22 protein-coding genes and 1 tRNA gene are annotated in these 22,685 nt (G+C 72.6%); 10 read left to right on the top strand and 13 right to left on the bottom strand.

The annotated features are described in order from the left end of the window. Positions 1-10: 10 nt before the first annotated feature. The 4 genes from ACFRAC_RS25410 to ACFRAC_RS25395 all read right to left on the bottom strand — a co-directional run bounded on the left by ACFRAC_RS25410 (position 11) and on the right by ACFRAC_RS25395 (position 2,973). Positions 11-820 carry an SAM-dependent methyltransferase gene (locus ACFRAC_RS25410; RefSeq protein ID WP_382928327.1) on the bottom strand — a complete coding sequence of 270 codons (810 nt, stop codon included), beginning with the start codon at positions 818-820 and terminating at the stop codon, positions 11-13. A gap of 133 nt (positions 821-953) precedes the next feature. Beyond that, entirely contained in the window at positions 954-1,811 is an 858-nt protein-coding gene (locus ACFRAC_RS25405; RefSeq protein WP_382928315.1) for a hypothetical protein, read from the bottom strand. Positions 1,812-2,111: 300 nt separating this feature from the next. Next, positions 2,112-2,444: a DUF3140 domain-containing protein gene (locus ACFRAC_RS25400; protein ID WP_382928306.1), complete on the bottom strand. Its 333-nt coding sequence runs from the start codon at positions 2,442-2,444 to the stop codon at positions 2,112-2,114. Between the two features lie 46 nt (positions 2,445-2,490). Next, entirely contained in the window at positions 2,491-2,973 is a 483-nt protein-coding gene (locus ACFRAC_RS25395; RefSeq protein WP_382928300.1) for a Dps family protein, read from the bottom strand. A gap of 270 nt (positions 2,974-3,243) precedes the next feature. Here ACFRAC_RS25395 and ACFRAC_RS25390 point away from each other — a divergent pair, with 270 nt between their 5' ends. Together ACFRAC_RS25390 and ACFRAC_RS25385 are read left to right on the top strand one after the other, a co-directional pair. Continuing rightward, positions 3,244-4,431: a thiolase family protein gene (locus ACFRAC_RS25390; protein ID WP_382928295.1), complete on the top strand. Its 1,188-nt coding sequence runs from the start codon at positions 3,244-3,246 to the stop codon at positions 4,429-4,431. 88 nt (positions 4,432-4,519) lie between these two features. Beyond that, positions 4,520-5,293: a sulfite exporter TauE/SafE family protein gene (locus ACFRAC_RS25385; protein WP_382928287.1), complete on the top strand. Its 774-nt coding sequence runs from the start codon at positions 4,520-4,522 to the stop codon at positions 5,291-5,293. Between the two features lie 15 nt (positions 5,294-5,308). Here ACFRAC_RS25385 and ACFRAC_RS25380 read toward each other — a convergent pair whose 3' ends face one another. Then, positions 5,309-6,730 carry a hypothetical protein gene (locus tag ACFRAC_RS25380; RefSeq protein WP_382928417.1) on the bottom strand — a complete coding sequence of 474 codons (1,422 nt, stop codon included), beginning with the start codon at positions 6,728-6,730 and terminating at the stop codon, positions 5,309-5,311. 232 nt (positions 6,731-6,962) lie between these two features. On the opposite strand from ACFRAC_RS25380, the gene ACFRAC_RS25375 reads away from it, so the two are divergent. Continuing rightward, positions 6,963-7,718 (top strand): cobalt-precorrin-6A reductase, encoded by a 756-nt coding sequence (locus ACFRAC_RS25375; protein ID WP_382928279.1) that lies wholly within the window; start codon positions 6,963-6,965, stop codon positions 7,716-7,718. Positions 7,719-7,820: 102 nt separating this feature from the next. On the opposite strand, the gene cobF is transcribed toward ACFRAC_RS25375, so the two are convergent. Both cobF and ACFRAC_RS25365 read right to left on the bottom strand, forming a co-directional pair. After that, complete coding sequence (gene cobF / locus ACFRAC_RS25370) at positions 7,821-8,594, bottom strand: precorrin-6A synthase (deacetylating) (protein WP_382928271.1); 774 nt, start codon at positions 8,592-8,594, stop codon at positions 7,821-7,823. Positions 8,595-8,649: 55 nt separating this feature from the next. Then, the gene (locus tag ACFRAC_RS25365) at positions 8,650-9,174 is read right to left on the bottom strand and encodes a DUF309 domain-containing protein (protein WP_382928262.1); all 525 of its coding nucleotides are present in this window, start codon (positions 9,172-9,174) and stop codon (positions 8,650-8,652) included. Between the two features lie 113 nt (positions 9,175-9,287). Here ACFRAC_RS25365 and ACFRAC_RS25360 point away from each other — a divergent pair. Next, positions 9,288-9,361: transfer RNA gene (locus tag ACFRAC_RS25360), tRNA-Pro, on the top strand. 140 nt (positions 9,362-9,501) lie between these two features. After that, a complete protein-coding gene (locus ACFRAC_RS25355; protein WP_382928251.1) occupies positions 9,502-10,164 on the top strand; it encodes an NUDIX domain-containing protein in 663 nt (220 codons plus the stop codon). Positions 10,165-10,381: 217 nt separating this feature from the next. Here the strand turns inward: ACFRAC_RS25355 and ACFRAC_RS25350 are convergent, their stop codons facing one another. Genes ACFRAC_RS25350 through iolC form a run of 6 tightly spaced genes read right to left on the bottom strand, consistent with a single transcriptional unit; the run spans position 10,382 to position 17,413 of the window. Beyond that, a complete protein-coding gene (locus ACFRAC_RS25350; RefSeq protein ID WP_382928241.1) occupies positions 10,382-11,167 on the bottom strand; it encodes a GntR family transcriptional regulator in 786 nt (261 codons plus the stop codon). Between the two features lie 22 nt (positions 11,168-11,189). Next, the gene (locus ACFRAC_RS25345) at positions 11,190-12,683 is read right to left on the bottom strand and encodes a CoA-acylating methylmalonate-semialdehyde dehydrogenase (protein ID WP_382928230.1); all 1,494 of its coding nucleotides are present in this window, start codon (positions 12,681-12,683) and stop codon (positions 11,190-11,192) included. 38 nt (positions 12,684-12,721) lie between these two features. Next, complete coding sequence (gene iolD, locus ACFRAC_RS25340) at positions 12,722-14,599, bottom strand: 3D-(3,5/4)-trihydroxycyclohexane-1,2-dione acylhydrolase (decyclizing) (RefSeq protein ID WP_382928194.1); 1,878 nt, start codon at positions 14,597-14,599, stop codon at positions 12,722-12,724. Positions 14,600-14,607: 8 nt separating this feature from the next. Next, on the bottom strand, positions 14,608-15,495 hold the full coding sequence (iolB, locus tag ACFRAC_RS25335) for a 5-deoxy-glucuronate isomerase (protein WP_382928411.1): 888 nt from the start codon (positions 15,493-15,495) through the stop codon (positions 14,608-14,610). Between the two features lie 45 nt (positions 15,496-15,540). After that, complete coding sequence (locus ACFRAC_RS25330) at positions 15,541-16,419, bottom strand: deoxyribose-phosphate aldolase (RefSeq protein WP_382928189.1); 879 nt, start codon at positions 16,417-16,419, stop codon at positions 15,541-15,543. 34 nt (positions 16,420-16,453) lie between these two features. Beyond that, positions 16,454-17,413 carry a 5-dehydro-2-deoxygluconokinase gene (gene iolC, locus ACFRAC_RS25325; protein WP_382928185.1) on the bottom strand — a complete coding sequence of 320 codons (960 nt, stop codon included), beginning with the start codon at positions 17,411-17,413 and terminating at the stop codon, positions 16,454-16,456. A gap of 296 nt (positions 17,414-17,709) precedes the next feature. Here iolC and ACFRAC_RS25320 point away from each other — a divergent pair, with 296 nt between their 5' ends. Genes ACFRAC_RS25320 through ACFRAC_RS25300 form a run of 5 tightly spaced genes read left to right on the top strand, consistent with a single transcriptional unit; the run spans position 17,710 to position 22,673 of the window. Further along, positions 17,710-18,726 carry a sugar ABC transporter substrate-binding protein gene (locus ACFRAC_RS25320; RefSeq protein ID WP_382928180.1) on the top strand — a complete coding sequence of 339 codons (1,017 nt, stop codon included), beginning with the start codon at positions 17,710-17,712 and terminating at the stop codon, positions 18,724-18,726. After that, positions 18,726-19,805 (top strand): ABC transporter permease, encoded by a 1,080-nt coding sequence (locus ACFRAC_RS25315; protein WP_382928165.1) that lies wholly within the window; start codon positions 18,726-18,728, stop codon positions 19,803-19,805. Before ACFRAC_RS25320 ends, ACFRAC_RS25315 begins: the two co-directional genes overlap by 1 nt. Positions 19,806-19,810: 5 nt before the next feature. Further along, complete coding sequence (locus tag ACFRAC_RS25310) at positions 19,811-20,719, top strand: ATP-binding cassette domain-containing protein (protein WP_382928153.1); 909 nt, start codon at positions 19,811-19,813, stop codon at positions 20,717-20,719. Position 20,720: 1 nt separating this feature from the next. Beyond that, a complete protein-coding gene (locus ACFRAC_RS25305; RefSeq protein ID WP_382928141.1) occupies positions 20,721-21,623 on the top strand; it encodes a sugar phosphate isomerase/epimerase family protein in 903 nt (300 codons plus the stop codon). A gap of 24 nt (positions 21,624-21,647) precedes the next feature. After that, positions 21,648-22,673 carry a Gfo/Idh/MocA family protein gene (locus ACFRAC_RS25300; protein WP_382928135.1) on the top strand — a complete coding sequence of 342 codons (1,026 nt, stop codon included), beginning with the start codon at positions 21,648-21,650 and terminating at the stop codon, positions 22,671-22,673. The last annotated feature ends 12 nt before the right edge of the window (positions 22,674-22,685 follow it).

Here is a 22,685-nt window from a genome sequence, read left to right as displayed (position 1 = left end):
TCCGGGGGCGTCAGGGCTTCACGGCCACCGCGCCGTACTGCGGCACCGGGGTGGGGGAGCCGTCGGCCCGCCACTGGGCGCAGGAGACCATGCCCGGTTCCAGCAGCTCCAGTCCCTCGAAGAAGGCGGCGATGTCCTCGCCGCTGCGGGCCGTGATCGGCGGGGTGGCGTTCTCGTTCCAGAACCGCATCGCCGGGATCTGTCCCTCGCCGCCGAGCTCCGCGTCGTAGGTGGGGTGCGTCAGCACCAGGAGGCTGCCGGAGGGGACGGCGGCCATGACGCGCCGCACGATGTCCCGGGCCTGGTCGTAGTCCAGCACGAAGTTGAGGATGCCCAGCATCATCACGGCGACCGGCTCGGTGAAGTCCAGCGTCTGCGAGGCCCGTTCGACGATGGCGTCCGGGTCGTGCACGTCCGCGTCGATGTACGCGGTGACGCCGTCCCGGGTGCCGGTCAGCAGGGTCCGGGCGTGCACCAGCACGATCGGGTCGTTGTCGACGTACACGATCCGCGACTCGGGCGCGATGCGCTGGGCGATCTCATGGGTGTTGTCGGCCGTCGGCAGTCCGGTGCCGATGTCGAGGAACTGCCGTACGCCGCGTTCCCCGGTCACGAAGCGCACCGCGCGGCCGAGGAAGTCGCGGTCGGCGCGCGCGATGTCACGGATGATCGGGAACATCCCGGCCACGTGCTCGCCCACCTGCTGGTCGACCTCGTAGTTGTCCTTGCCGCCGATCCAGTAGTTCCACACACGCGCGTTGTGTGCCACACCGGTGTTCAGCCTCGCCGACCCGCTCGACGGGGTGTGGCCATCGCTCACGACTCGTCCTCTCCTCGCACGCACGACCGAAACCGGTCATCACCGCCATTGTGCCGCCCCGTTGATCACGTTGTCCCGGGAATCGGCACAGCCGGTACGGTCGTCGGCGCGCGGGCGGGGCGCCGCGGACGCGTCAGTCGAACTGGCTGGGCGAGGCCGCCGGGGACTTCCCGGCTAGGACGTCCTGGAGCCGCTGGGTGCCCAGCCTCACCGCCGACTCCACCGAGTCGTGCTTGTCGCCGTCGAGGCCGCCCGCCGTGACGGTGATCGCGTTGTCGCCCACCCGGACCGCGGCCACGTCCAGGGTCAGCGTCGCGTCCGTGCCGTCGACGGGACCGCGCACCGACACCTGCACGCCCTCACGGGCGTCGCCCACCGAGGGCAGGTCGCTCTCGGTGACCTGGACGGTCCGCTGCTCGCCGTTCTCGGTCATCGTGAATCGGTCGCACTTCTGCGGCAGTTTGCCCAACCAGTCCAGGGAGTCCTGGACGTCCGTCCGGTCGTAGGCGGCGACCTGGTACAGCAGCCGCGAGTCGTCCTCGGTGAATCCGCGCAGCGCGTTCGCCCCCGACGGCCTGCCCAGCAGGTCGTCGCCGAACAGCGAGTCCATCAGCCGCCGGCAGTCGGCGGCGTCGGTCCTGGCGGACAGGAAGTCGGAGACGTCGACCTTGCCGATCAGCAGTCCGTCATGCCAGTTCTCCGCCTCCGTGTCCTTCACCTGCTTCCAGTCGTCCTCGATGTCCGCCGCGGTGATCAGCGCGGTCTCGGCGCCGGACTCGGACAGCGTGCCCGTCGGCGAACCGCTGGGGGAGTCCGTGGGGGAGTCCGTCGGCGACTCCGTCTGCTGCCGGGCCGCCGCGGGCGACGCGCTGACGCGGGAGGCCCCCGTCTCCCGGCCCCCCTCCTGGGCGCAGGCGGCGGTGGCGAGCAGGGTGCCCGCCGTCAGGACCGTGGACAGGACGTGGGCGAGTCGGACGGTACGACCGGTCATCGGGAGTGCCTCCTGGGGAGGGGACGCGTGTCCTGCTCAGCCCATCACCGGCTCCACGGGCCCACCATCGGCCACGGACCGATCGGGTGACCGGCGCCCGGACGGGCCACGGTCGTCGCCGGGATCCGCGGGCTGGTGCACGCCCCGACCCCGGAGCCGGTGCTGGACGGGCTCCCCGCACGGACGCCCGCCGGGCGTTTCCCCGCCCGGCGGACGTCGTGGCCGCGGTGGGCTTCTCGCCGCGCGCGGTGGAACTCGCGAGGCACGGGGACCAGTTGCCGGGCCGCCCCCCGCCGGGGCTCACGGTTTCAGGGGGTCGTGCCCGATCGTCATGAGCTGGTGCCGGTGGCGGGTCTGCTCCGGTTCGGGTTCGTCCGCCAGGTCGGCGCGCGCGGACACGGTGTCCACGACGTCGTACATGACCCGTACGTCGTCCTCCGTGAGATCGGTGCGCCGCTTCTGGAGGATCGCGAGGACGTGCCGCCCGGTCGGGGTGCCGGCCTGGTCCGGCAGCGGCTCGGCCGCCTCGCCCGCGTCGCTGACCCGCAGCCAGGCGGCGAGCTCCTGGGAGGTCATGTTCACCACGCGGTGGAAGTCCTCCCACAGGGCGTCGAGTTCGAGAGCGTCGGTCACGGGGTTCCCCTTCTCCTCTTCTCCTCTGTCCCGTCCGGCGTGTGTCTCAGCCCTCGCGCGGCCAGTTCTCGGCGTCGAACATCCAGCGTTCCTTCTCCAGGTCACTGGTGATGGTGATGAGCAGGTCCTGCGTCACCGGGTCCGGCTCGGCGGTCGCCGCGACGCGCTCGCGCAGCCGTGCGACGGCCGAGCCGAGGGCGTCCACGACCAGCTGCACGACGCGGGTGTCGCGCAGCCAGCCCGCCTCGGGGCCGGGCAGCGCGAAGGCCGCCGCGATGGTCTCCGGGCGGCCGTCGGGGGCCACCCCGATCGCGGCGCAGCGCTCGGCGACCGTGTCGGCGTGCGTCCGGGCCAGTGTCACCACCTCGTCGAGCTGGAGGTGGATCGAGCGGAAGCGCGGGCCGACGATGGCCCAGTGCGCCTGCTTCCCGATCAGCGACAGCCCGAGCAGATCGACGAGGGTGTCCTGCAGGGCGTCCCCCGCGATCCCGCGGGCCGCCTCCGGAAGCGTGCTGGTGATCACGGTCATGTCGAGCCCCTCTCTGGCGTGGTCGAGGCCGGCGGAGCGGTGCGGCGCCGTCCGTCACAGCGGTGCCGCGCCACTCCTTGCCTGCGCGGGTGCCCAGAGCGAACCGGTGCAAAACGTACGGCGCTGAGGCGGCCGAGCCGGTCGCCGTCGTGGTCCCACGGCCCCGGGCCGGCGTGTCTTCCCAGCGGGGCGGGGGTCGGTCTATAGTCCAAAACTAGCGGTGCTAATTAACGGAGTGCCGATCCCACCCGCCCGGTCAGGAGTCCAGTCGTGCGTCCCGTCCACTTCGCGGCCGCCCGCCGCACCCCCATCGGCAAGCTCCGTGGAGCGCTGTCGTCCGTCCGTCCCGACGACCTCGCCGCCGCCGTGATCCGGGGGATCGTCGCCGACGTCCCCGCGCTGGACCCGGCGCGTGTCGACGACGTCTACTGGGGCGCCGCCAACCAGGCCGGCGAGGACAACCGCAACGTGGCCCGGATGGCGGCCCTGCTGGCTGGACTGCCCGACTCGGTGCCGGGCGCCACCGTGAACCGGCTGTGCGCGTCCGGCCTGGAAGCGGTGACGACGGCCGCCCGCACCATCGCGGCGGGCGAGGCCGACATCGTGCTCGCCGGCGGCTCCGAGTCCATGAGCCGCGCCCCCTTCGTCCTGCCCCGCCCCGACGAGGCGCTGCCCCACCGCATCGAGACCGTCGACACCCGCCTGGGCTGGCGGCTGGTCAACCCGGCCATGAAGGACCTGCACGGCCTGCTGTCCATGGGCGAGACCGCCGAGGAGGTCGCACGGCGCCACGGCGTCTCCCGCGAGCGGCAGGACGAATTCGCGCTCCGCAGCCACCAGCGGGCCGCGGAAGCCCGTAAGAACGGCCACTTCGACGACGAGATCCTGCCGGTGGAACGGCCCGACGGCGTGCTCGTCGACAGCGACGAGTGCGTCCGCGAGGACACCTCCTACGAGAAGCTGTCCCGGCTCAAGCCCGTCTTCCGCGCGGACGGCACCGTCACCGCGGGCAACGCCTCCCCGATGAACGACGGCGCCGCCGGTCTCCTCCTGGTCAGCGAGGAGGCCCTGAACGACCTCGGCCTGGAGTCCCTGGGCCGCTATGTCGCGGGCGGCTCGGCGGGCGTGCACCCCGACGTCATGGGCATCGGACCGGTCCCCGCCACCCGCAAGGTCCTCCACCGGGCCGGCTGGGCCGTCGCCGACCTCCAGGAGGCCGAGTTCAACGAGGCGTTCGCCGCGCAGGCCCTCGCCGGCGTCGACGCCCTCGGCATCGACCCGGACCTGGTCAACGCGAGCGGCGGCGCCATCGCGCTCGGCCACCCGCTGGGCTGCTCCGGGGCCCGCATCCTGACCACCCTCCTGCACCGGATGCGCCGCACGGACGCCGAGCGCGGCCTCGCCACGATGTGCGTCGGGGTCGGCCAGGGCAGCGCGGTGCTGGTCGAACGGCACTGAGGCGCCCGGCGCGCACCCGCCGGCGATCTCCCGGCAGGCGAGACGGACCTACCAGGACCTGATGTCCGCACATAACATCGGTCCCCGCATGAACACGATGACGCTGTGGCACATAACGGGCTGGGAGTTCGCCGCACTCGCCGGCGCGGCCCTCCTGGTCGGCTTCTCCAAGACCGCGGTGAGCGGCGCCAACACGGTCAGTCTGGCGGTGTTCGCCGCCGTACTGCCCGCCCGCGCCTCCACCGGGGTCCTCCTGCCCATCCTGATCGCCGGCGACGTGCTCGCCGTCCTCACCTACCGGCGGCACGCCCACTGGCCCACGCTCTGGCGCCTGTTCCCGGCGGTCGCGGCCGGCGTCGTGCTCGGGACGCTCTTCCTCGTATGGGCCGACGACGGGATCGTCCGCACCTCGATCGGCGCGATCCTGCTGATGATGGCCGCCGTGACGGTCTGGCGCCGCCGGGCCGCCGAGCAGGAGGACGACCCCGACGCCGTCACCACCCGCTCCGGCCGCCTCAAGGCCCGCTCCTACGGCGTCCTCGGCGGCTTCACCACGATGGTCGCCAACGCGGGCGGCCCCGTCATGTCGATGTACCTGCTGTCGGCCGGCTTCCGCAAGCTCGGCTTCCTCGGCACCTCCGCCTTCTTCTTCCTCATCGTCAACACCTCCAAGGTGCCGTTCAGCGCCGGGCTCGGCCTGATCGACGGCTCCTCGCTGCTGCTGGACGCCGCGCTGGTGGTCTTCGTCGTCCCCGGCGCGCTGCTCGGCAGATGGGCCGTCAGCCGGATCAACCAGCGGCTGTTCGAGCAGCTGGTGATCGCGGCGACGGTCGTGGGCGGGCTCCAGCTCCTGCTGCGCTGACACCCGCCCCTGCGCTCAGGGGGCGATCCCGACCCCCTCGACCCTGCTCCACGCCCGCTCCTGAGCCGCCGTCATCGCCGGCCACCGCAGACCGCCCGGACGCGGCTCCACCCGCGAGGCGTACGGCGCGGGACGGAACGCCGGATCGTAGAAGCAGCCCGTGCCGTACGTCCGGTCGAACGCCCCGCACGCCGCCGCCAGGGACCGGGCCGTCGGCCTGCGGCCCGTGCGCACCCAGGTGTCCAGCGCGGCGATGGAGGTGGCGTACTCGGCGTCGCTCAGCGCGCTGTGCTGGTGCTCCCGCGTGAACGACTGCACCAGGAACCGGTCCCGCCCGGCGCCCCGGAGGGTGTCCCGGTACGCCGCCTCGTGCTCGACGAACGCCGTCGGGTCGTCGATCGCGTGCATCGTCAGCACCGGCACGCCGACCCGTCCCGTCAGATCACTGTCGTACGACAGGTCGCGCACCGCCGTCGGGTCGGGGGAGAAGCGTTCGACGCCCGCGTTCAGCGCCTCGTCGTCGTGCGAACCGGAGTAGCGCACCCCCCGGTTCCCGAACGGGTTCCGGCCGCCGAGGCGCTCGTGCACGATGTCGCGGAACGTGAAGGTCGCGAACCGCAGATGGGACTCCAGCGTGCGCTCCGGGATGCCGGTGACCGCCAGGATGTCGTCGAGGTTGCGCTGCTGGAGCGCGGTGCGCTCGCCCGGCGCGGAGGCATGGCCGGTGCACTCCTGGAGGCGGGCGCGCAGCCCCGCCGACGTCATGGCCGACCCCGCCCGCAGCCCCTCCCACAGCGGGTACTGCGGCTCGCTCGGGCGCGGGTGGTTGCCGCAGTAGTACTGGTAGACGACGCGCAGGTCGACCCGGTAGTCGTAGCCGCGCGAACCGCCGCCGAGCACCCCGTTGGTGAGCAGCGCCCCGTCGTAGGCCCCGCCCCGGCGGCCGTACGTCTCCACGACCTTCGCCGCGACGTCACCGCCCCACGACTGCCCGTGCACGAACGTGCGCCGCGGCTTGCCGAACGCGCCGACGAACACCCGGCGCACGCTCTCCGTGTCGGCGGCCGCCATCCGCGTCCCGTACCCGCCCCGCCGGTACGACGAGCCGGCCCAGGCGTACCCCTCCTTCACCATCACCGACCAGCGGCCCAGGTCGTCCAGGCTGCGCGCCGGGTCGGACTCCGCGCCGAGGTCCGGGCCGCCGTGCGCGTGCACCACCAGCGAACCGTTCCAGTCCGCGGGCACCGCGAGCGCGTAGTGGGCGCCGTTCGCGTCCCGGCCGGAGTAGCAGTCGGCGCGCCCGGCGAGGGTTTCCGGACACGCGGTGCGGACCGGCCCGGCGGTCTCCCCGCGCGCATGGGAGGCGCCGGCCAGCAGCCCGGCGGCGAGGGTGCCCGCGAGCGCGGCGGCGAGCGCCGTGCGCCTGGCCGCCGCCATCGGCACCGACCTGCGGCTCACTGCCTGGGTTCTCGTCCTGTCCACGACGCTGCTCCCTCGCCCTCGTCCTCGTCGACGCCTCGTCGAGCCGTGCGCGGCGATGCTAGGGAGGGGGTGGGCGCGGCCACCACGGTCCGGCCGTTGTGTTCATAGTGTTCGTCCGCCGTCAGGGCTGTTCGTCCGCTGTCAGGGCCCCGACCGGCCCCGGCGGCCCACCTCGTACGCTCGCCCCATGTCCTCCCGTCACGTCCTGGTCCTCGGCGGCACCACCGAGGCCCGCGAACTCGCCGCCGCGCTCGCGGCACACCCCGGCGTGCGCGTCACCACCTCGCTCGCCGGACGCGTGTCCCGCCCGGGCGCGGTCGCGGGGGACGTACGTGTCGGGGGCTTCGGCGGCGCCGACGGTCTGGCCGCCTGGCTGCGCGCCGAACACGTCGGCACCCTCGTCGACGCCACCCACCCCTTCGCCGCGTCGATCACCGCGAACGCGGTGCGCGCCGCCCGCGCCACCGGTGTCCCGGCCGTGGTGCTGCGCCGTCCCGGCTGGCGCCCGGAGCGCGGCGACCGCTGGCACGAGGCCGCTTCCCTGGACGACGCCGCCGCGCTCCTGCCGGACCTCGGCCCGAGCGTGCTGCTCACCACCGGCCGCCTGGGCCTGGCCGCCTTCGCCCACCTCACCGACCTGCGCTTCGTCGTCCGCTGCGTCGAAGCGCCCGAGCCGCCCATGCCGCCGCACACCGAAGTGCTGCTGGCGCGCGGCCCGTTCACCGTGCCCGGTGAGACGGACCTGCTGCGCGACCACCGCATCGACGTGCTCGTCACCAAGGACAGCGGCGGCACGGCGACCGCGCCCAAACTCACGGCCGCCCGCCGGCTCGGCCTCCCCGTGGTGGTCGTACGCCGCCCCGCGCTCCCGGAGGGAGTGGAGGCGGTGCCGGACGTGCGGAGCGTCCTGGAACGACTCGGCCTGGACGACCGGACCGCGTGACCGTCACCACGGGCATCCCCTCCCTGACCCGACCTGACCCGACCCGACCCGACCACGGAAGAGTGCGGATCAAGGGACGGACACCGCGTGAGCGGGAGCGCCCTACAGTTCCCGCGGGTTCCTGCGCAGCAGATAGGTGTCCATGATCCACCCCTTGCGCTCCCGCGCCTCCGCCCGCAACCGCTCGATGCGGGGCGCGGCCTCGGCGATCGGGCCCGAGACCAGGATCTCGTCGGGCGTCCCCAGATAGGCGCCCCAATAGATGTCGACGTCCTCGCCGGCGTACTGCCGGAACGCCTGGTGCGCGTCCAGCATCACCACCACGTCGTCCACGCCCTGCGGGAACCCCTCGGCCAGCCGCCGCCCCGTGGTGATCTGCACCGGCCGCGCCACCCGGTTCAGGCCCGTGCGGTGCCGTGCGGCCAGCGAGGAGACACTGCTGATGCCGGGCACGACGTCGTACGCGAAGGCGACCGTCCCCGACGCCAGCACCTCCTCCAGGATCGCGAGCGTGCTGTCGTACAGCGCGGGATCGCCCCACACCAGGAACGCGCCCGTCTCCTCCGCGCCCAGCTCCTCGGCGATCAGCCGCGCGTAGATCCCGGCCCGCGCGCTGCGCCAGTCGCCGACCGCCGGCGAGTACGCGGCGCCGCCGGCCGAGCGGTCCCGCTCGGGGTCCCGCGCCTCGACGACCCGGTACGTCCCCTCCGGCACATGCGCGTCGAGCAGGTCCCGGCGCAGCCCGGTGAGGTCCGACTTCACCTCGCCCTTGTCGAGGATGAAGAACACGTCCGTGTCCCGCAGCGCCCTGACCGCCTGGAGCGTCAGCTGCTCGGGATCGCCCGCGCCGATGCCGATCACATGAATGGTTCGCACGCCCTGAGTCTGCCGCACCCCGCCGGGAGCCCCGACACCGCGTCCGCGCCGCCCGCTACGCCGCTCCCCGCAGCCTCGGCGCCCGCTCCCGCGCGTCCACGGGCCGGCCGTCCCGCTCCACGTCGTCCGCGAGCTCCCGCGCCCACGCCGCCAGGGCCGCCGGGTCCAGCCCGTAGGGCCGCTCCACCCCGGCCCGCGCCCCCCACTCCTCCACGGCACCGGCCCCGCGCCGCAGCAGCCGCGCCCCGCCGGTCACGTTCCCGCGGGCCGCGTGGGTGAGCCCCACGGCGAGCTGCGCCAGCCCCCGCCACAGGGCCCGCTCGACCTCGGGACCCGACTTCCAGGCGTCCTCGAACACCTCGTGCGCGTGGAACGGCTTTCCCGCGTCCAGCAGCTCCTGGGCCTCGACGACGGTCTCCCCGGGCGTGCGCACGACCCCCTCGGGCTGCCGGGCGACCCCGTCCGCGCCGTACGGCAGCGGGCGCCCCAGCCCGTCCCGGGGCCGTGCGTTGCGTGCGCGGCCCTCGGCGTCCCGGTCCCGCGCCGTGGCCTGTCCTCGTCCCGACGATGTGCTGCCCATGGACCCGATTGTCCCTCCCCGCCCGTCCGACACGGACGGCCGCTTCGGCGCGGGGGACGGAGTGGGGTAAAGTGCTGTCCGCCCGAACGCGCGGTGCTCCGCGCGGCAGGCACCGGGACGTGGCGCAGCTTGGTAGCGCACTTGACTGGGGGTCAAGGGGTCGCAGGTTCAAATCCTGTCGTCCCGACGGTTTCGATCAGCGGGTCCGCCGTTCGCGGCGGGCCCGCTGACCGCTTTCGGCGGTGGGCCGGGTCCGGCGGCGCGGGTGGGGCCGGGATGGTGGAATCGCCCTATGACCAACTCGCTCAGCCACCCGGCCGGTGCCCGATGACCGCCGGCATCGACACCCCCGACCGCCGCGGCCGCACCGGACTCGACCAGGCCGGCCGGGACCTCACCGGCAACCCCCGGGTCCGGGTCCGCGACGTGCAGCTGCTGTCCAGCCACTGGTACGTCGAGCGCACCACCACCTTCGACTTCCGGCACGCCGACGGCACCTGGAGGACCCAGCAGCGCGAGACCCACGACCGGGGCAACGGGGCCACCATGCTCCTGTACGACACCACGCGCGAGACCGTCCTGCTCACCCGCCAGTTCCGCTTCCCCGTCTACGTCAACGGCCACCCCGACGGCATGCTGGTCGAGACCCCGGGCGGACTGCTCGACGAGGACGACGAGCACCCGGAGATCGCCGTGCGCCGCGAGGTGGTCGAGGAGACCGGGCACACCATCGGCGCCGTCCAGCACGTCTTCGACGTCTACATGAGCCCCGGCTCGGTCACCGAACGCGTCAGCTTCTACGCCGCCGAGTACGGCCCGTCGACCCGCACCCACGAGGGCGGGGGACTGGAGGAGGAGGGTGAGGACATCGAGATCGTCGAACTGCCCTTCCGCCGGGCCCTGGAGATGATCCGCACGGGGGAGATCGCCGACGCCAAGACGATCATGCTGCTGCAGTGGGCCGCGCTGGAGGGGCCGTTCGCGAAGTGACCGGTCCCCGGGGCATCGCCGGGTACTTGACCCGGCGCGCCGAAGGCGACGTGCCGCGGAACATCGTGGGGAGCTACGCCGAGCCGCCGGCGGCTGTCGCGCCGGTCAAGGGGCTCCTGGCCTTCTACGGGCTCCTGGCCCTTCTACGACAAGGGCGTGGACATCGCGGTGGACGGCCGGCCGCCGCGGCGGCCGGCCACGCCCTTCACCGCGGGTCTCAGGACCTGACCATCAACTGGAAGTCGAACGCGTACCGCGACGCCCGGTAGATGTGCCTCCCGTACTCCACCGCCCGCCCCGTGTCGTCGTACGCCGTGCGCTGCATCGTCAGCAGGGCCGCGCCTTCGCGTTCGCCAAGGCGGACGCCCTCCTCGGCGGTGGCGCGGCGCGCGCCCACCGTCTGGTGGGCGCTGTGCAGGGTGATGCCGACCGCCCGCATCATGCGGTACAGGCCGGTCGCCTCCAGCCGGGCCGTGTCCAGGTCGAGCAGGTCCGCCGGCAGGTAGTTGCACAGGATCGCCACCGGCTGGCCGTGCGTGCTGCGCAGCCGCTCCAGGACCGTGACCTCGGCGCCCTGCGCGACACCGAGCGCGGCGGCCACGTCAGCGGGCGCCGGGACGCGTTCGTTGCGGACGACCCCCGTCGTCGGGCCCTGCCCGGCCGCCTCCAGGTCGTCGTAGAGGCTGCTCAGCTCCAGGGGGCGTTTCACCTGGCTGTGCACCACCTGCGTGCCCACCCCGCGCCGCCGGACCAGCAGCCCCTTGTCGACCAGCGACTGGATGGCCTGCCGGACGGTGGGCCGGGACAGGCCCAGCCGCACCGACAGGTCGACCTCGTTGCCCAGGAGGTCGCCCGGGGCGAGCGACCCGCGGGTGATCGCCGCCTCCAGCTGCTGTGCGAGCTGGTGGTACAGCGGCACCGGACTGCCCCGGTCCAGGGCGAAGTCCAGCGGGTCCAGCGCGGAGACGGATCCGGCACGGGCGGCGCCGCGGGTCCTCGCCATCGGACGAACCTCCCTGTCCGGGTCAGGAGTTGCTGGGGAAACCGAGGTTGATGCCGCCGTCGGACGGGTCCGGCCAGCGGGTGGTGATCACCTTTCCCTGGGTGTAGAAGGCGATGCCGTCGTTGCCGTAGACGTGCAGGTCGCCGAAGAGGGAGTCCTTCCAGCCGCCGAAGGAGTGGTAGCCGACGGGCACCGGGATCGGCACGTTCACGCCGACCATGCCCGCCTTCACCTCCAGCTGGAAGCGGCGGGCCGCGCCGCCGTCGCGGGTGAAGATGGCGGTGCCGTTGCCCCAGCGCGAGTCGTTGATCAGCTTCAGGCCCTCCTCGTACGTCTCCGCACGCACCACGCACAGCACCGGGCCGAAGATCTCGTCCCGGTACGCGTCCGCCGTCAGCGGCACCCGGTCCAGCAGCGAGACGCCGAGGAAGAAGCCGTCCTCGTGCCCCTCGACCGTGTGGCCGGTGCCGTCCACGACGACCTCCGCGCCCTGCGCGGCGGCCGACGCCACGTACGACGCCACCGTGTCGCGGTGCTCACGGGTGATCAGCGGGCCCATCTCGGAGGCCGGGTCGTCGCCCGGGCCGACGCGCAGGTTCCGCGCCCGCTCGGCGATCTTCGCGACCAGCTCGTCCCCGGTGCCGCCGACCGCGACCACGACCGAGACCGCCATGCAGCGCTCGCCCGCCGAACCGTACGCCGCGTTGATCGCCTGGTCGGCGGCGAGGTCCAGGTCGGCGTCGGGCAGCACCAGCATGTGGTTCTTGGCGCCGCCGAGCGCCTGCACGCGCTTGCCGTGCTCGACGGCCTTGAGCTGGATGTACTTCGCGATCGGCGTCGAGCCGACGAAGGACACCGCCTCCACGTCGGGGTGCTCCAGGAGCCGGTCCACGGCCACCTTGTCGCCCTGCACGACGTTCAGCACCCCCTCCGGCAGTCCCGCCTCGGCGGCCAGCCGGGCCAGCAGCAGGGACGCCGAAGGGTCCTTCTCGCTGGGCTTCAGCACGAAGGTGTTGCCGCACGCGATCGCCAGCGGGAACATCCACATCGGCACCATGGCCGGGAAGTTGAACGGCGTGATGCCGGCGACCACGCCCAGCGGCTGCCGGATCGACGCCACGTCCACCCGGGTCGACACCTGCGTCGACAGCTCGCCCTTCAGCTGCACGGAGATCCCGCAGGCCAGCTCGACGATCTCCAGTCCGCGCGCGACCTCGCCGAGCGCGTCGGAGTGCACCTTGCCGTGCTCGGCGGTGATCAGACGGGCCAGCTCGTCGCGGTGCGCGTCGAGCAGCTCGCGGTACTTGAACAGGATCGCGGTGCGCCGGGCCAGCGACGACTGCCCCCAGCTCTCGAACGCCGTCTTCGCCGAGGCGACCGCCGCGTCCACCTCCTCCACGGTCGCGAAGCCGACCTGCTTCTCCTGGGTGCCGGTGGCGGGGTCGTAGACGGGGCCGTAGCGGCCGGACGTGCTCTCGACGGGCTTGCCGTCGATCCAGTGCGTGAGGGTCTTCATGGGATGCGGGGGCCTTTCGGGGGGAGCGGGGGAGGGGCTCAGAGGTGGTGGCGGCGGGCGGTGACCTGCCGGTCGTAGCGTTCGCGGGCCTCGACGGCGGCCTCGCGTCCGGCGACCTCGGCGACGGGGACGTCCCACCACGCCTCGGCGCCCGGCGAGGTCGACCGCGTCACATCCGTCTCGACGTACACGCAGGTCGGCCGGTCCGAGTCACGGGCCGCGGCCAGCGCCTCGCGCAGCTCGCCCACGGTCTTGGCACGCAGCACCTCCATGCCGAGGCTGGCCGCGTTGGCGGCCAGGTCCACGGGCAGCGGGGCGCCGGTGAAGGTGCCGTCGGCGGCCCGGTAGCGGTAGGCGGTGCCGAACCGCTCGCCGCCGGTCTCGGCGGACAGGCCGCCGATGGAGGCGTAGCCGTGGTTCTGGATCAGGACGACGTTGACCGGCAGGCCCTCCTGCACGGCGGTCACGATCTCCGTCGGCATCATCAGATAGGTGCCGTCGCCGACCAGGGCCCACACCGGGGTGCCCGGCGCGGCCTGCTGGACGCCGATCGCGGCCGGGATCTCGTAGCCCATGCAGGAGTAGCCGTACTCCAGGTGGTACTGGCGCGGCGAGCGCGCGCGCCACAGCTTGTGCAGGTCGCCCGGCAGCGAACCGGCCGCGTTGATCACCACGTCGTCGTCGCCGACGACCGCGTCGAGCGCGCCCAGCACCTGCGTCTGCGTCGGGACGGCCGTGTCGTCGCCGGCGCGGTAGGCGGCCTCCACGACCGCGTCCCAGCGCTCCCGGCCGGCCCCGTACTCGGCCTCGTAGGCCGCGTCCACGCGGTGCCCGGCCAGCGCCTCGGTCAGGGCCGTGAGCCCGGACCGCGCGTCGCACACGAGCGTCCGCGCGGACAGCTTGTGCGCGTCGAAGCCGGTGATGTTGACGTTCAGGAACCTCACGTCCGGGTTCTGGAAGAGGGTGCCGGACGCCGTCGTGAAGTCGGTGTACCGCGTGCCGACGCCGATCACCAGGTCCGCGGTGCGGGCGATGTCGTCGCTCGCCGAGGTGCCGGTGTGGCCGATGCCGCCGAGGTCGGCCGGGTGGTCGAAGCGCAGTGCGCCCTTGCCCGCCTGCGTCGACGCCACCGGGACGCCGGTCGCCTCGACGAAGGCCCGCAGCGCCTCCTCGGCCTCGCTGTGGTGCACGCCGCCGCCCGCGACGAGCAGCGGGCGCCGCGCGGAGCGGACCGCCTCGACGGCCGCCGCCAGCTCTGCCGGGTCCGGCGCGGGACGCCGTACGGGCCAGACGCGCTCGGCGAGGAACTCCCGCGGCCAGTCGTACGCCTCCGCCTGGACGTCCTGGGGGAGGGCCAGCGTCACCGCGCCGGTCTCGGCGGGGTCGGCGAGCACCCGCATGGCGTGCAGCGCGGACGGGATCAGGGCCTCGGGGCGGGTGATCCGGTCGAAGTACCGGGAGACGGGGCGCAGTGTGTCGTTGACCGACACGTCCGCCTCGGTCGGGTGCTCCAGCTGCTGGAGCAGCGGGTCCGGGGCGTGCGAGGCGAAGTAGTCGCCGGGCAGCAGCAGGACCGGCAGGCGGTTGATGGTGGCGAGGGCCGCCCCGGTGACCAGGTTGGTGGCACCGGGGCCGATCGACGTCGTCACGGCCTGCGCGGAGAGCCGGTTGAGCTGGCGGGCGTGGCCCACGGCCGCGTGCACCATGGACTGCTCGTTGCGCCCCTGGTGGTACGGCATGGTGTCCTCGCCCGCCTCCAGCAGCGCCTGGCCCACGCCGGCCACGTTGCCGTGCCCGAAGATGCCCCAGGTGCCGGCGATCAGCCGGTGGCGTACACCGTCGCGCTCGGTGTACTGGACGGACAGGAACCGCACCAGAGCCTGGGCGACGGTCAGGCGGACGGTGGCTGAGCTCATCGGTGACCTCACTGGGACGGGGCGGTGTAGAGGGGCAGACGGGGGTCGACGGGCTGGTCCGGCCAGGTGCCGCGGATCCAGGCGTGGTCGGGGTGGTCGCAGATCAGCCAGGCGCGCTCGTCCTCGGGGCCCGCCATGACGTTCAGGTAGTACATGTGGTGGCCGGGCACCGCCATGGACGGCCCGTGCCAGCCGTCGGGGATCAGCACGACGTCGCCGTCGCGCACCTCCGCGAGGACGTCGGTGCCGCGGCCGTGGCCGGACGGCGAGACGCGCTGGTAGCCGAGGCCGGGGATGCCCTCGTGGCCGGCGAACTCGAAGTAGTAGATCTCCTCGAGCACCGACTCCTCGCCGGGCCGGTGCTCGTCGTGCTTGTGCGGCGGGAACGACGACCAGTTGCCGCCCGGGGTGATCACCTCGACCGCGATGAGCTTGTCGCACTCGAAGACCCCGGCCGCGCCGAAGTTGTTCACCTGGCGGCTGCTGCTGCCGGTGCCGCGCAGCTCCACCGGCACCGCGGAGGCCGGTCCGTAGCGGGCCGGCAGCCGCCGGGTGCAGCGCGCCCCGGTCAGCGCGAACCGCCCGCCGCCCGCGGAGGAGACGGTCGCCCGGGCGTCGCGCGGGACGTAGGCGAAGTCGGTGACGGCGCCGAACACGCTCTCGCGGCCGGTGAGCGTGAAGGTGTCGTGGCCGAAGTCGTCGGTGGCCGTCACCGAGCAGCCGCCGGCCAGCGGCAGGACGATCCACTCGCTGTCGCCGGTCTCGAAGGTGTGCGTGCCGCCGGGCGGCAGCTCCAGGACCCGCAGGCTGGAGTACCCCCAGCGGGCCTTCTCGGGCGTGACGTCCACGACGTACGGGCCGTCGGGCGTCTTTCCCGCGGGGAGGTGGTACGTCATCGCGTCCTCAAGCGTCACAGTCGTTCCTCCGCGTCGCAGTGCGTGTCACAACAGGCCGACGGCCGTGTCCACCGCCGTCTCCACAGTGCCCTCGGCCGGGTAGAGCAGCGAGCGGCCGACGACCATGCCCTGGACCGTGGGCAGCCGGAGCGCCTTGCGCCAGCGGTCGTACGCCCCCTCCTGGTCGCCGCCCACCTCGCCGCCGAGCAGGACCACGGGCAGCGTGGAGGTCTCCAGGACCTCGGCCATGTGGTCGGGGTCGTCGGTGACCGGCAGCTTCAGCCAGGTGTAGGCGGAGGTGCCGCCCAGGCCGGAGGCGATGGCGATCGAGCGGGTGACGGCCTCGGCGGACAGGTCGTTGCGCACCTTGCCGTCGACGCGCCGGGAGACGAAGGGCTCGACGAACAGCGGCAGCCGGCGCGCGGCCATGGCGTCGACGGCGCGGGCCGAGGCCTCCAGCGTGGTCAGGGAGCCGGGGTCGGCGTGGTCGATGCGGACCAGCAGCTTGCCCGCGTCGAACCGCATGCGCTCGATGTCCTCGGCGCGGTGGCCGGTGAAGCGGTCGTCCATCTCGAAGGAGGCGCCGGCCAGGCCGCCCCGGTTCATGGAGCCCATGACGACCTTGCCGTCGAGGACGCCGAGGAGCAGCAGGTCCTCCAGGATGTCGGCGGTGGCCAGGACCCCGTCGACGCCGGGCCGGGACAGCGCTATGCAGAGACGTTCCAGCAGTTCGGCCCGGTTGGCCATGGCGAGGCGCCGGTCGCCCACGCCGAGGGCGCCGCGGGCCGGATGGTCGGCGGCCACGATCATCAGGCGCCCGCTCGCGCCGATCAGCGGGCGGCGCACCCGCCGGGCGGCGGCCTCCGCGATCGCCTCGGGGTGCCGGGCTCTGACCGCGGTGAGGTCGGGGATGGAGAGACTCAACGAAAGCTCCGTTCAGGGGTGGCTCGGCGGGCGCTCACGACGCCCGGGCGAGGAGGTCCGCGACCTCGGACCCGGTGGGCATGGCGGAGGAGCAGGCGAGGCGGGAGGCGACGAGGGCCCCCGCGGCGTTGGCGTGCCGCACGGTCCGCTCCAGGTCCCAGCCGGACAGCAGGCCGTGGACCAGGGAGCCGCCGAAGGCGTCGCCCGCCCCCAGCCCGTTGGCGACCTCCACCGGCACCGGCGGCACCTCGGCGCGGGTGCCGTCCCGGTGGACCGCCAGCACGCCCTTGGGGCCCTGCTTGACGACCGCCAGCTCGACGCCGGCCGCGAGCAGCGCCTCCGCGCAGGCCTGCGGCTCGCGGACGCCGGTGGCGACCTCGCACTCGTCGAGGTTGCCGACGGCGACCGTGGCGTGCCGCAGGGCCTCGGCGTAGTACGGGCGCGCCTGGTCGGGGTCGCGCCAGAACATGGGGCGCCAGTCGAGGTCGAAGACCGTGACGCCGGCCTTGGCGCGGTGGGCGAGGGCCGCGAGCGTCGCCGTACGGCTGGGCTCCTCGCTCAGGCCGGTGCCGGTGATCCAGAAGACCCGGGCCGCGGCGATCGCGTCGAGGTCCAGCTCGTCGGTGCGGATCTCCAGGTCGGGCGCCTTGGGCTGCCGGTAGAAGTACAGCGGGAAGTCGTCGGGCGGGAAGATCTCGCAGAACGTCACGGGGGTCGGATGGGCGGTGACCGGGGTCACCCAGCGGTCGTCCACGCCGAAGTCCTTCAGCGCCTCGTGCAGGTACGTGCCGAACGGGTCGGCTCCGGTGCGCGTGATCACGGCGGTGCGGCGGCCGAGCCGGGCGGCGGCGACGGCGACGTTGGCGGCCGACCCTCCGAGGAACTTGCCGAACGTCTCCACCCGCTCCAGAGGGAGGCCGGACTGTAGGGGGTAGAGGTCGACTCCTATTCTTCCCATCGTGATCAAGTCGAAGGGCTTGGCTGTCTCGGCCATGCGTGACGCTCCTAGAGCTGGACAGGGGGTGCGGGTCCCGAGGGGCCTGCCGCCTCCCAGGTGTAGGACGCGGAGACCGATGCTGTCAATACTTTGTACTTACATTCGGACCTGAGAGTGAAATAATGTCTTAACAAAGTATTGACAGCGGGCGCATCTAGGGATTTGATCCCGTCCCAGCGCAACCGTCGTGTTCCACGACACACTGCCCGGCCCAGGGAAGGCCCGGACCGTGTAACCCGGTGATCACCCTTTCCCCCCGTCGCACACCCGTCGCACAGTGAGGTGCTGGAAAGATGGACCGCTCTTACCCCCGCTCGCGCAAGCTGGCCTCCCTCGTTGCCGTGGCCGCCGCGGCCGCGCTCACCCTCGCAGGCTGCTCCAGCAGCTCCGGCGGCAAGGAGGCCGACGAGAGCGGGGCGAACGCCTCTGCGGGCAAGGCCGACACGCCCCGGATGACGGTCGCCCTGGTGACGCACCAGTCGCCCGGCGACACCTTCTGGGACATAGTCCGCAAGGGTGCCGAGGCGGCCGCCGCCAAGGACAACATCAAGCTGATCTACTCCGCCGACCCCAACGCCGGAAGCCAGGCCAACCTGGTGCAGAACGCCATCGACCAGAAGGTCGACGGCATCGCGATCACCCTGGCCAAGCCGGACGCCCTCAAGGAGGTCGTCGGCAAGGCCAAGGCGCAGAACATCCCCGTCGTCGGCCTGAACTCCGGCGTCAGCGAGTGGCAGAAGCTCGGCCTGACGGAGTTCTTCGGGCAGGACGAGACGGTGGCCGGCGAGGCCCTCGGCAAGCGGCTGAACGAGTCCGGCGCCAAGAAGGCCGTCTGTGTCATCCAGGAGCAGGGCAACATCGGACTCACCCAGCGCTGCGACGGTGTGAAGAAGACGTTCGAGGGCTCCCTGGAGACCCTGAACGTCAACGGCACCGACATGCCGAGCGTGAAGTCCACGATCACCGCCAAACTGAAGACGGACAGCGACATCGACTACGTCGTCGCCCTCGGCGCCCCGTTCGCGCTGACGTCGGTGCAGTCGGTGTCCGAGGCCGGCAGCAAGGCGAAGGTCGCGACCTTCGACCTCAACAAGGACCTGACCAAGGCGATCGGCAAGGGCGACATCGAGTTCGCGGTCGACCAGCAGCCCTACCTCCAGGGCTACCTGGCGATCGACTCCCTGTGGCTGTACAAGAACAACGGCAACTACATGGGCGGCGGCGAGGCGCCGGTGCTGACCGGCCCGGCGTTCGTCGACAAGGCGAACGTCGAGACCATCGACAAGTTCGCCGCGAAGGGCACCCGGTGATGAGCATGACCCGACAGGCTGAGCCGGCGGTGACCACACCGCCGGCCTCCGGCCCGGGCCAGGAGACCGACGGGCGGACCGCCCGGCGCCCGCTGGCGCTGCGTCTGCTGGCCCGGCCCGAGGTGGGCGTCTTCCTCGGCGCCGTCGCGGTGCTGGTCTTCTTCCTCATCACGGCACCCGCCGTGCGCGACGGCGGCTCGATGGCGAACATCCTGTACCAGTCGTCGACCATCGGGATCATGGCACTGCCCGTGGCTCTGCTGATGATCGGCGGCGAGTTCGACCTCTCGGCGGGCGTCGCCGTGATCACCTCGGCCCTGACCGCGAGCATGGTCAGCTACCAGCTGACGATGAACGTCTGGGTCGGTGTGATCGTCGCCCTCGTCGTCTCGCTGGCGGTCGGGCTGTTCAACGGCTGGATGCTGGTCAGGACCGGGCTGCCGAGCTTCCTGGTCACCCTGGGCACCTTCCTGATCCTCCAAGGCGTCAACCTCGCGGTGACCAAGCTGGTCACCGGCAACGTCGCCACGGACGACATCAGCGACATGGACGGCTTCGACCAGGCCAAGGCGGTCTTCGCCTCGTCCTTCGAGGTCGGCGGCGTCAACGTGAAGATCACCGTCGTCTGGTGGCTGGTCTTCGCGGCCCTGGCCACCTGGGTGCTGCTGCGCACCCGGTACGGCAACTGGATCTTCGCCGTCGGCGGCAACAAGGACAGCGCGCGAGCCGTCGGTGTGCCCGTCACCTTCACCAAGATCTCCCTGTTCATGCTGGTCGGGTTCGGAGCCTGGTTCGTCGGCATGCACCAGCTGTTCTCGTTCAACACCGTGCAGTCCGGCGAGGGCGTCGGCCAGGAGCTCATCTACATCGCGGCGGCGGTCATCGGCGGCTGTCTGCTCACCGGCGGAGCCGGCTCGGCCATCGGCCCGGTCTTCGGCGCCTTCATGTTCGGCATGGTCCAGCAGGGCATCGTCTACGCCGGCTGGAACCCCGACTGGTTCAAGGCGTTCCTCGGCGTGATGCTCCTCGGCGCCGTCCTCATCAACCAGTGGGTCCAGCGCACGGCGACCAGGAGGTGACCGACATGACCACCGAAGGAACCGGCACACAGGGTGCCGTGGTGAAGGACCGGACCGCGGAGGGGGACGCCCCGCTCGTCGAACTGCGCGGCGCGGGCAAGTCCTACGGCAACATCCGTGCCCTGCACGGCGTCGACCTGAAGGTCTTCCCCAGTCAGGTCACCTGCGTCCTGGGCGACAACGGAGCCGGCAAGTCCACCCTGATCAAGATCATCTCGGGGCTGCACCAGCACACCGAGGGCGCGTTCCTCGTCGACGGCGCACCGGTGCGTTTCTCCACCCCGCGCGAGGCCCTCGACAAGGGCATCGCCACCGTCTACCAGGACCTCGCCGTCGTCCCGCTGATGCCGGTCTGGCGCAACTTCTTCCTCGGCTCCGAGATGACCAAGGGCCCCTGGCCCCTGCGCCGGCTCGACATCGAGCGGATGAAGAGGACCGCCGACGAGGAACTGCGCAACATGGGCATCGTCCTGGACGACCTGGAGCAGCCCATCGGCACCCTCTCCGGCGGCCAGCGCCAGTGCGTGGCCATCGCCCGCGCCGTCTACTTCGGCGCCCGCGTCCTCATCCTGGACGAGCCCACCGCCGCCCTCGGCGTCAAGCAGTCCGGCGTGGTCCTGAAGTACATCGCCGCCGCCCGCGACCGCGGCCTCGGCGTCATCTTCATCACCCACAACCCGCACCACGCCTACATGGTCGGCGACCACTTCAGCGTCCTGCGCCTGGGCACCATGGAGCTCAGCGCCTCCCGCGACGAGGTCAGCCTCGAAGAGCTCACCAACCACATGGCCGGCGGCACCGAACTCGCCGCCCTCAAACACGAGCTGTCGCAGGTCCGCGGCGTCGACGTGGAGGAGCTCCCGGAAGCCGACGCCCTCACCGCACCCGTGCCCTCCTCGGAAGGGAAGTCCTGACATGCCCCCTGCGCTGGACCGTATACGGGTGGGCTCGGCCCCCGACTCCTGGGGCGTCTGGTTCCCCGACGACCCGGCCCAGGTGCCCTGGGACCGCTTCCTCGACGAGGTCGCCGAGGCCGGCTACGACTGGATCGAGCTGGGACCGTACGGCTACCTGCCCACCGACCCGGCCCGGCTGACCGACGAGATCGCCCGGCGCGGCCTCAAGGTGTCGGCCGGCACGATCTTCACCGGGCTGCACCGAGGCCCCGCCGTCTGGGACTCCACCTGGGAGCACGTCAGCGAGGTCGCCTCGCTCACCCAGGCCATGGGGGCGAAGCACCTCGTCGTCATCCCGTCCTTCTGGCGCGACGACAAGACCGCCGAGATCCTGGAGCCCTCCGAGCTCACCGCCGAGCAGTGGGGGCACCTCACCCAGGGCATGGAACGGCTCGGCCGCGAGGTGCGCGAGCGGTTCGGGCTGGACATCGTCGTGCACCCGCACGCCGACACCCACATCGACACCGAGGCCCACGTCGAACGGTTCCTCGACTCGACCGACTCCGACCTCGTCAACCTCTGCCTGGACACCGGGCACTACGCCTACTGCGGCGGCGACAGCGTCAAACTGATCGAGACCTACGGCGAGCGCATCGGCTATCTGCACCTCAAGCAGGTGGATCCGGAGATCCTCGCGGACGTCGTGAAGAACGGGATCCCGTTCGGACCGGCCGTGGCACGCGGCGTCATGTGCGAGCCCCCGGCCGGCGTGCCGGAGCTCGGCCCGGTCCTGCAGGCCGCGCAGAAGCTGGACGTCGACCTGTTCGCGATCGTCGAGCAGGACATGTACCCCTGCGAGCCGGACAAGCCCCTGCCCATCGCGGTCCGCACCCGCAGGTTCCTGAGGTCCTGCGGCGCCTGACGCCCCGAGAGGACGCCGATCTCCATGGCCCACCGTCCGGACGACCTGGGCGTCGCCGTCGTCGGCACCGGGAGGATGGGCGCCGACCATGTGCGCCGCGTCCAGGAGACCGTCAGCGGGGCCCGCGTGACCGCCGTGGTGGACGTCGACCGGGGACGCGCCGAGGCCGTCGCGTCCCGGGTCGACGGCTGCGCCGTGCACACCGACCCGGCCGCCGCGATGGCCTCGCCCGACGTCGACGCGGTGATCGTCGCCTCGCCCGGCCCCGCCCACGAGGCGGCGCTCATGGCGGCGTTCGAGCACGGCCTGCCGGTGCTCTGCGAGAAGCCGCTCACCCCGGACCCGGCCGCCGCCCTGCGGGTGGTCCGGGCCGAGTGCTCCCTCGGCCGGCGCCGGGTCCAGGTCGGCTTCATGCGGCGCTACGACAGCGAGTACCGGGAACTGAAGGCCCTGCTGGACACGGGCCGGCTGGGCCGCCCGCTGCTGCTGCACAACCGGCACCGCAACGTGGCGAGCCCGCCCGGCTGGACGTCCGCGATGCTCGTCGAGGACTCCGTGGCGCACGAGATGGACGTGACCCGCTGGCTCCTCGGCCACGAGATCACGGCCGTCACCGTGCTCACCCCGACACCGTCCGGCGACGCGCCGGACGGCGTCCGCGACCCCCAGTTCGTGGTCTTCGAGACGGACGGCGGAGCCGTCGTCGACGTCGAGATCTTCGTCAACTGCGGCTTCGGCTACCAGGTCCAGGCCGAGGTCGTCTGCGAACGCGGCACCGCCCGCGTCGGCGACGGCCACGCCGTGGTCACCCAGACCGCCGGCCACTGGGGCGGCACCATCGCCCAGGACTACCTGCAACGCTTCGCCGGCGCCTACGACCGCGAGGTCCAGGCGTGGGTCGACGCCACCCGCCGGGACGAGGTCACCGGCCCGAGCGCCTGGGACGGCTACGCCGTGTCGGCGGTGTCGGCGGCGGGCGTACGGGCACTGGAGCAGGGCGGGCGGGTGCCGGTGGAACTGGCGGAGCGGCCGGCCCTGTACGCCCGCTGACCGAACAGGTAG

Source organism: Streptomyces sp. NPDC056628 (genome assembly GCF_042792555.1).
GTDB lineage: Bacteria > Actinomycetota > Actinomycetes > Streptomycetales > Streptomycetaceae > Streptomyces.
Note: the sequence above shows the minus strand (reverse complement) of the source record. Positions and strands in the feature narration are given on the sequence as shown.